Origin of the sequence: Brevibacillus sp. NPDC058079, from assembly GCF_042885155.1 — a bacterium.
Lineage (GTDB): Bacteria > Bacillota > Bacilli > Brevibacillales > Brevibacillaceae > Brevibacillus.
In genome coordinates this window covers 28860-41584 of record NZ_JBHVSO010000007.1, presented here as the reverse complement: position 1 = coordinate 41584, position 12725 = coordinate 28860, and the positions used below count along the sequence as shown (strand labels likewise).

Here is a 12725-nt window from a genome sequence, read left to right as displayed (position 1 = left end):
AAGATGATCCTTTTTAAATTTGGTCAGAAAAACGAAATTATTTTTTACAAAATGACAAAAGAATGGTATTATGTGATGGTAGGAGGGATAAAGCAATGAATATTCGTTTGATACGATATGCAAATGAAGGATTTTTCAATTACGAGCAAAGCCACATTAAAGGTGTAAATGGCATCATACAGGGATGTCATGCATTCATTGAAGTGGAACAAGAAGAATTACTCCTTTATAGAGAAGAGATTGCACGAAAAAACCCTTCCCTACATAATCGCTTAGGACAAACTCGACACATAATAACAATGCCAGAAGAAAGCGCCGTCTATGTAAAGAATGTTGAAATCGATACCAGACGAGAACATCTTTTTATCAATTCGGATCGAAATTTTATTGTTATTCCTCAGAAACCAATTATCGAGAGCAAATTAGTAATGGATACTCCATTTCCTTTATCCATGGATATGTATGTTGAAGTTCCGATAGGATTTGCTTGGAAACAGTATAAAGAACTATTAGGTCTGTATAAATGGATTCGAGAGGAATTCGAAAATCCAGAGGAAATCACGATTAACACAAAGATTATCGATTTTTGCCAGTGTATCGTCACAATATAAAAGAGCATCCAGGAATCACGTATCTTGTGGGCGAGGAGTGGTATGCGCCGATGTGGAGTTGGAAGGGTAGCGGAAAAATAGGATCGGCTCAAAATTATCAAGAAAATTGAAATGAGGAAAGAAGATGGTTCGTAGAATTGGAGAAGTATGTTACGCCATTTTTCTTCTTATAAATGGAGCTGTTATAAAAGAAAGGGCTTTTCAACCAAAGGAGTATGATTATGACTTAACTCCCGTCGGGAATGCCATCCAGCTTATATCCACCCATCTTTTTAAAACAGAGCTTTCATTTGGAGGAAATGTGGGGACGTTTCACTTCCTTCGGAAACAAACGATGAGTAGCGTGGTAGCTAAAACGATCAGCCCTTATTACCAATCAGGTTACATAAAAAAAGATCGAAGAAGAATTGCTTATTTTGATTTGCCATTCCTATTAACTACTCAGGATATGTATACGGCTAATGGAAATGATGAGCTGGAATCAGAATTCACAAGAAACCAATACACCTATGTACAGCATCTTAAAATTATATTGAGAGCCATTATTCGATTAGGAGAGATGGATGCAAGACCGTTTCTTGAAAAACTGAGAGAGTTAGTTGTCAATCATCTTGTCATGAATGAACTTTTGCCACATGAGCAAAACATGTTCTTCGGTAATCGTAATTATGCGGATCAATTGTACTTTTTGATTCTTGCGATTGATAACCACTTTGACTGAAAGGGTGTTTCGTTATGAATCAGTTTAATAAGCTCCAGGACATAAAAGGACAGATCGTTACTATGTTGATTGAACACAATGTCTCATTAATGCCATCATTTTCTCAAACGGGAGATTTTCACTACGCATTAATTGACAACCAAACAGGTGAGACGATTGCATTTGGTAATGGAGGATACTTCGACAATCGAAAAATTCGCAATAATATTACAACGAAATTTGACTATAGTAGTCAACAATAAAGAGAAAATAGTAAAATATAATTGACAAATTAGTGTTATAGAGATATAATGAGTATATAATAAACGAGTACGAAATCACATAAAAGGAGTTGAATTTCATGGGAATTTTTATTGTACAAGCCGTGAACACGTTGAACGAAAAGGGGCTGCGCTATAAAGCTATTGAGAGGGAAGGGCAACCTGTATTCCAGTTTGGCATTGTAGTTCCTGATGCTCAAAAGGGCAAAGTAGCAAAAGAAATTGTCGAGATTTCTCCAAAGGCCGAGGGGATCGCTATTTCTCTTATGGGCAAAGAGAAGCCTATGGACGGCAAAGGCTTTGAAGAATTTGTAGATGGAGTCCTGAAGCTGAAAGCTTTGCAAGAAGAAGAGCTAAAACTCATTTCTGAGTTGAGTGCGTAATTCCCTCAACACAAATTAAGGGAGAGCTGACCAACGGGGTTGGCTCTTTTCTACTCTTCATTGGTGCGTAAATGGAGGACTAAAGTGAAGATTAATAAGCCAGGGGCATATAGTAATCAATTAATGATTCCGATTGGTACTGAATTGTGGCATTATGCAAAAAAGGAAAACATCGATTCAATAATTAAAAACGGATTAAAACCGACAACGTGTTCTCAAGACGGTGTGGAGTATGGTGAGCATCGTATCTATTTGTCAATGGTGAATGAGGGAGATATCTGTTCATATCTTAAAAACCGAGAAATTATCGTTTTTTATTATAAGGGAGAATTCCCTTTGTACAGAGATCCTGAATATGACTGGTATTACGGCAAAAACAACAACCCAATGTTATATGCCGTCACCAATAAGATAATCTCACCTGAAGACATCGTACTTTAGGATGAAGCACTTCTCTACAAGGATCAAAAATACATGATGGTGATGGTGAACTATATGGATAAAGGAAAGGGAGGTTTCTTCCGATGATGTTTGATATTGAGTTTGATCACGAGTTATTTTTATCGTACATAGAAGAGCTACATACGCATTTGTTTGAAACGCAAACCCTGGAAGATTTGGTTGCAGGAGTTCATGAGCATCATCAAAAACATCATATGGTGACGCTTCATGTCCTCAAAGATAAAAAGACGTTCCGTTATTATTACAATAAAAAAGATGAACTAAACATTACTTCTCTATTCAATATTATCATTGGAACGCTCACTGAAAACGTAACAGGAGACAAAATTAAAGAGCATCTCGTTTCTTTCCTGGAATTATCACCAGAAATGATGACAGAAGAACCTTCAGATTATGAGAAAAAAGTTCTCATGAAAAACTTAAAATCATTCATGATGTACGCAAGAAAACGAAAAGGTGTATTTGATCGACCTGAATAGGATTTCATCTAAATCACCCGATAAGACTCCCTCTTCTCCAAGGGGAGATGAATCGGTATCTTCTATAGGTGTCGGGAGTTTTCAATCTTCAATAGAAGTAAGTACATATAGATATGATTCACCCAAAGGAGTTGATCTTCATGATCAATTCCTTTTTCTTTTGCATAAAAATCGATGATTCTTATAAATGCAATGAAAATTTCTATAATATAGGGATTTTAAAATTTAGGATACGCAGTCGTGCGTAATTTTTTTGCTTTTTTGCTAAATAGGATTAATTTTATATAGGAGCGATCTAAATATGAATACGAAATTAGAAGTGATGGAAAATTTTTTAATGGCAGATCAATTTATCAATCAAATCTTCCCAGATCTAAAAAAGCTGGAGTTGGTGATCGGAGGAGGAGCTTGCTTTTTATTAAAGAATTTCGAAAGTAAGTTTACGCTTGATATCGACAATGTTACAAGGTTGGATCATGAAGTCTTGGATTACTTGGAGTCTTTCTCTATTAATAATGCGGCATCAGAAGTTATTACGATCTCAAAGTCTTATTATGAGAGAACAAAGAAGATGCCGAGTAAATGCAAAGTATTGGAAGTTCGACTGTTGAGCAATGAAGACTTGGTTTTAGCTAAAATTGGACGTTCGAAAGCTTCCGACATTGAAGATATTTTGAATACAGGCATTTTATATGAAACTAATTTAGAACTCCTCGAACAAATAGCAGCAGAATTAGAAATTGAGGACTATGATAATTTCAAGCACAAATGGCAAGATTTTAAGCGTACTATTTTACAATCATTTAAAGGCGAGTAATCTTTTTGAAACATCGTAAGTTTGAGATATGAAGTAAAGGATGAGGGAAATGACCCATTGCCAGGAATTATTCAATCAATATATAGATAAAATGCGTAATAACCTGTTTATGGATACAACCTTAGAAGATCTTTTTGGTAGCATCGCAAGTAATCATCGAGTAAAAAGATTCGTTGCTCTGTACCTTTTGAAAGACAAAGAGACATTTCATGGGTATTTTATGAAGCGGCATGAGTTTGGACTGGAGGGAGTTTTTAATCAAACAATTTCCGCTCTCTATTTTGAGAGTGAAAAGCTTGTAATTAAAAATATGTTCATCTCTGAGCTAAGTATTTCAAAAGCAATGATGTCTTCACCAGCTACGATTGTAGAAGCAAAGGAAACAACAAAAGACTTGCAGGCATTTGTTTGGTATGCAACAAAGGAAATCCTCTTGTCTCCCGTTTCTTAGGGAAATAATAAATGCAATGAAGGGTGGATTATATCCATCCTTTCTTGTTATTAAGAAAACACTATTGAGTATGTAGATGGTAAACATGTGATATTATATATGAGAATGTGATGTCAAGGAGAGAAGTCAATGTTTGCACCATGTTCTATTGAAAAAGGCTGGCATTATAACGCCAGATTTAATGTTTACCAAAAGGTGAATGGCAGAGTTTTTGTCTATGTATCAAAAATGATGTTTGGATCCTATATGGTTCAGCTTTATCTAAGAGGGAGCCAAAACATGGGCGTATGTCAACTGGAAGCACGAACAAGTAATCCAGCAAAACTTGAGAAAATGTTCGAAATGGGCGAAAAATGGTTAAAAGACTATCAAGAAGGAAATTTGAATATCATTCACCAAGACACTTTTTCAATCTCTAACCCTGATGGGGTTTGGGGGAGAGATGTTCATTTGAAAAAGTATTGGATTGAATAGCAAATAAAGAACTCTCACATATCCGTGTTTAATATGGGTGTGCAGGAGTTTTTTTATTGAGTGGAGAACGTATGTGCTATATCGAAACCATATTCGAATGAAAAGCGGAGTGTGCTTATAACGAGAGCTGAAATCTCTATAATAAAATAGGTAACAAAAATAAGGAAAAACAAAGGTTTTCTATTTCGAGGAGGAATGAGGATGTACGCTTGGGACAATGAAGTAAATACGTTCATAACAAAATGGAGTCATGAATTAATGAATTTTTCGATTCCAACTGTTTTCTTTCCACTTACAGCCGAAGAGCGTGATCAGTTTTTAACTTTGATGTTCCCTGAAAAGGAGACAGAAGAAGTTAAAAAGGTACATTCATATTTCAGTGATAAGATTTCACCCGCGTTCGAAGAGTTTCCAGATGGAATTTTTCTTCGAAATGACAGACGATCACCAAAGGACTCTGATTCATTCTTTACGAGAGATGGTATCGTTGCGGCTAAGTCGCCAGAACAGGCAATTGGATTTTGTCTATACAGTGAGAGAATGTATATGGACTTCAAAGATGCTCAACGCTGGAATCACCTTCCTGTTTTAGTTGCACGTAAATGGATGGAATTAAAAAGAGAGCGAGAATTTCGTTGTTTTGTGAAAGAGGGACGCTTGTTCGCAATCACACAATATGATTACCATGATTCATACGTCTGGGTCTTACAAAATGAAACGCAAGTATTGGAACGCATTAAGACATTCTTTGAACAGATTAGGGAGTATTTACCGTGTTCAACGATTGTATTTGATGTCCATGTTGGAGACGACAATGTATTGTTAATTGAAACGAATCCGTATAGGTTGAGTGATCCATGCCTTTTTGAAAATTATAAGGAATTGTATTCTTTGTATGAACATAATCCAGAAATAACGATGAAAGTGAAAGCAGAGAGCAGTAAGAAAAAAGAAGAAGATACTTCGCTTTCGAGCATCTTTTCAGAGTTGGAATAGTGATTTGGTAGGCTGACTTGATTACAAGTCAGCTTTTTGCTTTTTCAGAGTTATGAGGAGCATTCCATCTTTCTAACATAGAGAAACATATGTAGAAAGGTGGATGTAAAGTGAGAAAGTTTTTTATGACAGATATTCATGGAGATTTTGATGCCATGCAACGATTGCTTGATTATGTTTCATTCGATCCAACCAGAGATCGAATTGTATTCGGAGGCGACATGATCGATAGAGGGAAAGATAGTGGAAAAGTAGTAAAGGCAATCAAGTTGCTTTGCGAACAGCATCCGAACCATGTAAAAGCTGTGATTGGCAACCATGAGGAAATGATGGGATGGTATCTGGATGGAAGGTCAACCATGTGGCTGATTCATGGGGGAAAGCAAGCGATTGAGAGTTTTAAATCCGTCTTTCGAAATGAAGCGGAAACCAATAGTCATTTGAAATGGGCTTGTCGCCTCCCTCTTTTTATAGAGGATGATGAATTTGTATATGTACACGCTGGGTTGAATCCATTTCAATCAATAGACAATCAAAATCGAGAAATTCTTTGGATGCAGGAATCGGAGTTTTATCGGTATTATAAAGATGATCTGCTTGCAATAACTAAGAATAAGCCTATCATTCATGGACACACCCCCGTTGAGCGAATCTATTTTGATGGTGCCAGGATGAATTGTGATATGGGATCTTCGACATATGAAGTCTTGGAGGAAAGGGGGCTTGGATTGGTAGATCTGACAGCGATGGAGTATTACGTCTATAAGCCTAATAAGAAAAAAATAGAGAAAAGAAAAGTCGTTTCATAAAGAAAGCTTCCCATTGGGAGGCTTTTTTATATTGGACACTAAATGAATAGTTGATTAGGAATTGACTATAGACTACAATAATAATCAAAATAACAATAGGCAACAAAACGAGGTGGTTTAAAATGATAATTTCAAAAACGGTGACTGTTCGCTGGGGTGCCGGGAATATCAAACGCCTAATTGCAAAAGGGTATATATTTACACATATGGGAGATCAAATTCCCATTAAAGTTGAAGATATATCACCATCTGCTCAAGCGATGATTGATTTCCAATGCGATAGGTGTCAGAAGCCATTTACCCTATCAAATAAACGATTTATGTACCTGAAAAAAACAGGTAGATTTGAGAATCATATTTGCAAACGTTGTAGAACAAGTGATTCTCGAAGTGATCTTGAAGATATTACAGGACGGCGTTTTGGAAGATTAGTTGTGGTTCGAAAAATACGCTCAAATACATGGGAATGCGTTTGTGATTGTGGAGAAATGACAATCTCTTGTGCATCATTATTGCGCTTTGGAGAAAAGAAAAGTTGTGGTTGTTATCGAAAGGAATTATTGATTGAAAGTAGCATTCGAAACAAAAAACATGGATTGTCCGATCATAGCTTGTATAATATTTGGAGAACCTTTAATTCAAGGTGCTACAACCCAAATCAAGATGGCTATGAAAATTATGGTGGAAAAGGTATCCAAGTATGCAAGGAATGGCATGATTTTGAAACCTTCGCTTCCTGGTGTTTGAAAAATGGATATGAAAAAAACTTAATATTAAAACGCTTGGATCCAAACGGGGATTTTTCCCCTTCCAACTGCAAATTCATGACGGTTGTTGAATCCTCTTATTATCGAGTTAATACTCTATGGATACACTATAAAGGAAATCGAATCACACTTCGTCAATTAAGCGAGCAAACGGGTATTCCATTAAGAGTATTGCAAAACCGCTATAATAAAGGATGGAGAGGAGAACGACTCTATTCTCCAGTGAGTAATCATGTGGGGTATCGTGTGAAAGAACAGCAAAATCATATCACCATAAATGGAATTACAAAAACAATCGCTGATTTTGCAAGAGAATCGGGACTTACGTACAACGGGTTGTATTTGCGAATAAAAAAAGGAGTTCCTGAACATTTATTACTCGCTAAACCAAGAGGCAAAGGAAAGGTACTAAAGTAAAGGTACTAAAGTAATGGTACTAAAGTAAAGAGTCGATCCTTCGGCTCTTTTTTGTTTATACAAAACTCACAGAGGCTTTACATCGTATTGACTATAGTCTATAATATTTATATGTGACGACTATAAAGTTATTGTTCCGCATAAGATATTGTCTACAAAAAATAATGAAAACAACCATAAAGGGGGATCTCACATGTCAGTTAACAAATTTGAGTATGTAGCAAATCAAGTAAGGGAATTGGAAGAATATATTCGCAATAGCGATGATTCTTACGATGAACTTTATGATGAAGTGGAAAGTAAATTGGATGAACTACGTAAGTATGCAGAAGAAAATGAGGTCCCATTTGTTGCAGATGCAAAGGAATTGATTGAACGCAATCGAGATGAGAGCGAAGAATTTGAAGAGTCCAGTTCCTCTTCGTATTATGAGGAATCTTCGTATTATGAGGAAGACGAAGAAGACGAAGAAGACGAAGAAGACGAAGAAGACGAAGAAGACGAAGAAGACGAAGAAGACGAAGAAGATGATGAAAATGAGGAGAATGAAAACAACCATTAGAAAAGGAGGTACTCCAATGATTGTTATCGGTTCAAAAGCATTGCTTCACCAGTTGAAGCAAGAGGATGATGAACGCTTCACGAAATCCGATTTTGATGTCATTATGAGTCTTTCTGATTTCTCTATGTGGCACAAAGCACACCTGCCATATATCGTAACGATGATTCCATCGCATGGGAACAAATACAGAGTTATCGTTATCAAGGATGGTATTCGTAAACTTTATGAAATTGAGTTGGCTACAGAAGGAACTTCCTCTCGTTTTCTGCTTGATCATATTGAAGAAGTTACAAGTGGTACAGTGCAAGGTGTTTTTGGTGAAAACTATGCATCCCTAACGCTGTCTTATCAAATGCTGACGAAGCGATCCCATCTGATTTATCCTGTTCATTTTGAAAAGAACATGGAAGACTATCAATTGTTAAAGAATATTTTGGGCGATTTGAATAAAGATGAATATATGGAGACGTATTATAATCTTCGTTACGAAGAAGCGAAAAAACGCTATAAACAAAAAACGCCGAAGTTGAATGTTACGACAGAAGACTTCTTTAGTTCGAAGCTCGCAGTAGAACCATATTTTGTTCATGATGATCTCCATGAACTAATGGCTCATAATGATCGACCTGTATACACCATGATGCAAAAAGACAACAGCAAAGCCTGGTGCGAGAAAGAGATGTTTTATGCTTTGCCCTATGAATACCAAGTGCAAGCTGTACAAGAAGAGGGTTATGTAATTGCGTTAGAACGGTACATTATCCCGCAATTTGGTGATAGTTGGGAAGACCATTTTGAATGCTACAAGAAGGCACTTAAACGCATTTGCACCACTCTCACGTCGGGCTGGTTCAGAGAATTTGCTATCGAGAACTATGATGAAGCAGTTCGCCGTTATAATCCTGAGTTTGTGAGTATCTTTAAAGACGCATACATGTCAGGAAGAATCAAGCCAAAAGCGAAGTATTCATCAGAAGACATTCCCGCAATTGCTTGATATAAGATATTTGGAATAGCACATATAAAAGGGAGGCAACTGATTTGCCTCTTTTTTATTTTTCCGTAACAATTTGTGGTCATTCGAGACTACTTTGCGCATCACAATAAGTGTTTGAAACGAACTCAAATTTAAGTACATTTACTTGCACATTCGTTGACTATAGTATAAAATAAAATGAAAAAAGACTATAAAATCAAGTTCACAATCATGTACCTCATGGTATCGAACATATGGATGGGAAGAGTGGAAAGTAAGGAGGGGGCTATAATAGCCTCCTTCTTCTTGAAAAATGTAGTTGAGAGGAAAGGAGATGGTTTGCTTGAAAGAATCGGACTTATTTATTCCAATTAAAGAATATCTAATGGATGTAGTTGGTTGCTCTCATGTATATGGGGAAGTCGGAAGTTGCGACGTTTTGGGAATTCAGGGTGATGTGAACATTATCGTTGAGCTGAAAATATCATTGAGCTTCAAAGTGATCGAGCAGGCTATAGATCGTATGCACAGTGGTCATTATGTTTATGTAGCTGTACCCAAAACGAAGTCTATATCACGACTTGCCAAAGAAATTCTTATTCAAAAGAGAATTGGTCTGTTGCTTGTTGATAAAAACAATCAGGTTGAAAGACATATTCCCGCTAAGTTTAACAGACTGAGAACACGCAATTCAAACATCCGAAAGTTGATCAGATCTTACCATGAAACGCAAGTAGGCGGAGTGAAATCAGGAGAGAGTGAAACTGATTATTCCGTAACCATAAAAAACATCCAAGAGTATTTAAAGATGGCTTGGATACTCAGAAAAAATGACGGTTGGGTAACGGTAGATCAAATTTTGGAACATTGTGAAACGCATTACTCCAATCCTAAACCGAGCGTTATGGCAACTCTGCAAGCAAGATGGAACCAGTCCTGGTGTGAGTCAAAATTTGAAAATAGACGTAGGTACTTCAGAATCAAAAAAAGATTGGTATAAAAGGATGATAGCAAGATGTTTCGTAAAATTGCAAATGTGATATGGATGATATCAGTTGTAATTATGCCTTATCCCATTTACTTAATGGTACAAACAAATTCAAGCGTGATGTCGTTTTGGGTAAAAGGAATTTGGACGTTCTTGCAAGCTGTGTTTGTTGGAGTATATGGAAACTGGATCATTCGCAGATCGCAGCTATAGGATGTTGAGAAATATAAGGATTAAGGTGATGGTGCTTATGATAAATAATTACAAAACGAATTATGAAGATTATAAGAAACAGCGCAAAGTTCAAATTGTAGCGCAAGTTGTTTGTATTCCAATTGTCTTCGTAGGGATTTACTTTATCTCCTTTTTAATTTGGGAATCTGTAATCAGTAGTATTGCAGTTTGTGTTGCTACTTGTGTGATTAGCGAGCTAATGTTTAGAACCAATAAACATACAATGGTAGGATCGCAAGCCTTGTGTCATTATTTTGATGAAAAAAATGAAGTCATTCAATCAATCGTTAAAGATGATGAGTTTTATAAAGTAGAAACAGATAAAGGATTATACAAAGTAATCCAGGATCGTAGAGGGATAAAAAGAGTATGTAGAATCGAAACGGAAAAAGAGTTTGAGCGTGATCCTTTTTAGGATGTGTGAAGTATGTATCCATGATGCTGAACAAAAAATGCGTACGTGTTTGAGAAGTTCACTTCTCTATTCACAGGGATAAAAAGGGTCGACATATTGGATTCATTGGATTCGGTATTTTTGAGAGAAAAGACATTGTTGCTGATAGAGAGTGATAATGTCTTTTTTACTTCCAAAATAAGTGAGGGGATTAAACTGAAACATTTTTATCTGAATTCAATTTATGGGAAAAAGCGAAAACATCCTGATTTATATAAAACTTTGCAACGAGAAGTATTTGGAAAAGAACTAACTTGGAAGCAAATGCAAGAACAAGAGAAAGAAAAACTCCTCCCTTTCATGTGTGAGTTAGAAGAGCGTATATTGATTCACGAATCTCCTATTGATATTGAAAAAATGACAAAAGCCATTCTCTTTTCTCGTAGCGGCGTGGGTGGGACGGCAATGACGAAATACTCGTGTGCGTTTTGTGGAACAGAGGAATATTGGGGGAACACGGCAGTTCCGGGCATTTGTCGTTCTTGTGCTGAAAAAATGGCGAAGCAAATTGCAAAATATACACCAGATGTACTGAAAACTTAGGTAAATCAACAGCTTTATTTGAACAAAACCAAGTAAGCAAAACGATATCGAAAGGAAATCTATAGATAATGCGATAAGGAGGATATTATGAGTAGGAGCACATGGAAAAAAGGTGAGTTGTATCTTAGTTATGGAAAACCATCAATCACCTCCTATGACAGAGGTGGAAATGAGTTAACAGTGGAAAGTATGTCAGAGGTTATGTACTTCTATTACGATATAACGTTGTTACATGATAATAAAGTCTTATTAGAAATGAGAACTCATGATTTCCCGAAGGTGCAGAATTTACCGTCATATATTGAACATCTGATGGATTTTGATATGGATAAAGCTTACCTTTTAGAAGATATTGAGGATAACGGCTACCAAAGAAAGGTCAGATACCATCAAATCTTATTAGAAGACAGTTTCGGTTTAGATATTGAATACTTTTATAAGATTGAGAGGTATGACTACTTTGTAAAACAACATCATGAGGATGCATGGAAAGAATGGACAGAGTATGTATTGACTGTTGGCGAAATGGAAGTATCTAAGGAGCACGGTGGATCAAATCGTGAGGACTTTGGTAAAACCGTCACTATAAAAAATATTACCCCAAGTGAGTTGTGTGAATTAAAAGATACTGCCATTCGATTTTGTCAAGAAGCGATAAGAAGTCACAATAATTTTGTATCGACTCTCTATGAATAGTAGGTTTCTTTGTCCATTAGAAAGGAGGTCATGTGGTTGAAAACGATATTTTGGTTCTTGGAAGGGATCGATAAGCGAAAGATTACCTTGAAGCATCCAAAAGATATTTATGTTGGCAAAGAAGTTCGTAACGATCATCTGGAATGGACAGATGCTGATGGAAACGTTCTTAATGAACGAAGTTACATTGTGATTCGAATTCCAAAGTCAAAAGGATTGAAACCTCCCGCGTTTGATATGGATTGGAGCCGTCGTATATCTACGGGATATCTGATGAATGAATTAGATGAATGTTTCGAGATTCTATTTTATGACCGTATTACGTTCGGTTGGTATGCAGATGAGTTAGAGAAAATGAAAATGTTTAGGGTTTCACAGCAAATTGTCCCTGATTTCGAAGGATTCGGAGAAATGTTTCCCTGCTATCTTAATCCGAGAGGGATGTGGCAGTGGACATTTAACATTGTACTTGGATTTATACAGCTTCCTTTCGTCATTTACAAAGAGAGAAAAGAAACCAGAGACACTCAATTTAATCAGCCAAACATCTAAAGATAGTCTAACAAGTATTCAAAGATTATATGTAGCTATTTCGATAGAATGGGAAGAAGGGATAATTCGATGA

Annotated in this window: 19 protein-coding genes; all 19 read left to right on the top strand. The window is 36.4% G+C overall.

Annotation, left to right across the window (positions count from 1 at the left end):
• Window positions 1-95: 95 nt before the first annotated feature.
• The 19 genes from ACFVS2_RS20305 to ACFVS2_RS20215 all read left to right on the top strand — a co-directional run bounded on the left by ACFVS2_RS20305 (window position 96) and on the right by ACFVS2_RS20215 (window position 12652).
• The gene (locus ACFVS2_RS20305; protein ID WP_390237001.1) at window positions 96-611 is read left to right on the top strand and encodes a hypothetical protein; all 516 of its coding nucleotides are present in this window, start codon (window positions 96-98) and stop codon (window positions 609-611) included.
• Window positions 612-735: 124 nt separating this feature from the next.
• The gene (locus ACFVS2_RS20300; protein WP_390236999.1) at window positions 736-1332 is read left to right on the top strand and encodes a hypothetical protein; all 597 of its coding nucleotides are present in this window, start codon (window positions 736-738) and stop codon (window positions 1330-1332) included.
• A 14-nt stretch (window positions 1333-1346) separates the two neighbouring features.
• Window positions 1347-1574: a hypothetical protein gene (locus ACFVS2_RS20295; RefSeq protein ID WP_390236997.1), complete on the top strand. Its 228-nt coding sequence runs from the start codon at window positions 1347-1349 to the stop codon at window positions 1572-1574.
• Between the two features lie 98 nt (window positions 1575-1672).
• Complete coding sequence (locus ACFVS2_RS20290) at window positions 1673-1975, top strand: hypothetical protein (protein WP_390236996.1); 303 nt, start codon at window positions 1673-1675, stop codon at window positions 1973-1975.
• Window positions 1976-2059: 84 nt separating this feature from the next.
• Entirely contained in the window at window positions 2060-2416 is a 357-nt protein-coding gene (locus tag ACFVS2_RS20285; protein ID WP_390236994.1) for a hypothetical protein, read from the top strand.
• Between the two features lie 83 nt (window positions 2417-2499).
• Window positions 2500-2916, top strand: coding sequence for a hypothetical protein (locus tag ACFVS2_RS20280; RefSeq protein ID WP_390236992.1), 417 nt, complete (start codon window positions 2500-2502; stop codon window positions 2914-2916).
• A gap of 301 nt (window positions 2917-3217) precedes the next feature.
• Window positions 3218-3733, top strand: a complete 516-nt coding sequence (locus ACFVS2_RS20275) for a DUF6036 family nucleotidyltransferase (protein ID WP_390236991.1) — start codon at window positions 3218-3220, stop codon at window positions 3731-3733.
• Between the two features lie 49 nt (window positions 3734-3782).
• Complete coding sequence (locus ACFVS2_RS20270) at window positions 3783-4184, top strand: hypothetical protein (protein WP_390236989.1); 402 nt, start codon at window positions 3783-3785, stop codon at window positions 4182-4184.
• A 129-nt stretch (window positions 4185-4313) separates the two neighbouring features.
• Window positions 4314-4658 (top strand): hypothetical protein, encoded by a 345-nt coding sequence (locus tag ACFVS2_RS20265; RefSeq protein ID WP_390236988.1) that lies wholly within the window; start codon window positions 4314-4316, stop codon window positions 4656-4658.
• A gap of 201 nt (window positions 4659-4859) precedes the next feature.
• Complete coding sequence (locus ACFVS2_RS20260; protein ID WP_390236986.1) at window positions 4860-5654, top strand: ATP-grasp domain-containing protein; 795 nt, start codon at window positions 4860-4862, stop codon at window positions 5652-5654.
• Between the two features lie 110 nt (window positions 5655-5764).
• Complete coding sequence (locus ACFVS2_RS20255; RefSeq protein WP_390236984.1) at window positions 5765-6463, top strand: metallophosphoesterase family protein; 699 nt, start codon at window positions 5765-5767, stop codon at window positions 6461-6463.
• Window positions 6464-6585: 122 nt separating this feature from the next.
• A complete protein-coding gene (locus tag ACFVS2_RS20250; protein ID WP_390236982.1) occupies window positions 6586-7647 on the top strand; it encodes a hypothetical protein in 1062 nt (353 codons plus the stop codon).
• A gap of 193 nt (window positions 7648-7840) precedes the next feature.
• A complete protein-coding gene (locus ACFVS2_RS20245; protein ID WP_390236980.1) occupies window positions 7841-8209 on the top strand; it encodes a hypothetical protein in 369 nt (122 codons plus the stop codon).
• Between the two features lie 16 nt (window positions 8210-8225).
• Window positions 8226-9206 carry a DUF7275 domain-containing protein gene (locus tag ACFVS2_RS20240; RefSeq protein ID WP_390236979.1) on the top strand — a complete coding sequence of 327 codons (981 nt, stop codon included), beginning with the start codon at window positions 8226-8228 and terminating at the stop codon, window positions 9204-9206.
• A 313-nt stretch (window positions 9207-9519) separates the two neighbouring features.
• Window positions 9520-10185, top strand: coding sequence for a hypothetical protein (locus ACFVS2_RS20235; protein ID WP_390236977.1), 666 nt, complete (start codon window positions 9520-9522; stop codon window positions 10183-10185).
• A gap of 238 nt (window positions 10186-10423) precedes the next feature.
• Entirely contained in the window at window positions 10424-10822 is a 399-nt protein-coding gene (locus ACFVS2_RS20230; RefSeq protein ID WP_390236975.1) for a hypothetical protein, read from the top strand.
• Between the two features lie 96 nt (window positions 10823-10918).
• Entirely contained in the window at window positions 10919-11404 is a 486-nt protein-coding gene (locus ACFVS2_RS20225) for a hypothetical protein (RefSeq protein WP_390236973.1), read from the top strand.
• A gap of 87 nt (window positions 11405-11491) precedes the next feature.
• Window positions 11492-12100 (top strand): hypothetical protein, encoded by a 609-nt coding sequence (locus ACFVS2_RS20220; protein WP_390236971.1) that lies wholly within the window; start codon window positions 11492-11494, stop codon window positions 12098-12100.
• A 36-nt stretch (window positions 12101-12136) separates the two neighbouring features.
• Complete coding sequence (locus ACFVS2_RS20215; RefSeq protein ID WP_390236969.1) at window positions 12137-12652, top strand: hypothetical protein; 516 nt, start codon at window positions 12137-12139, stop codon at window positions 12650-12652.
• Window positions 12653-12725 lie beyond the last annotated feature (73 nt).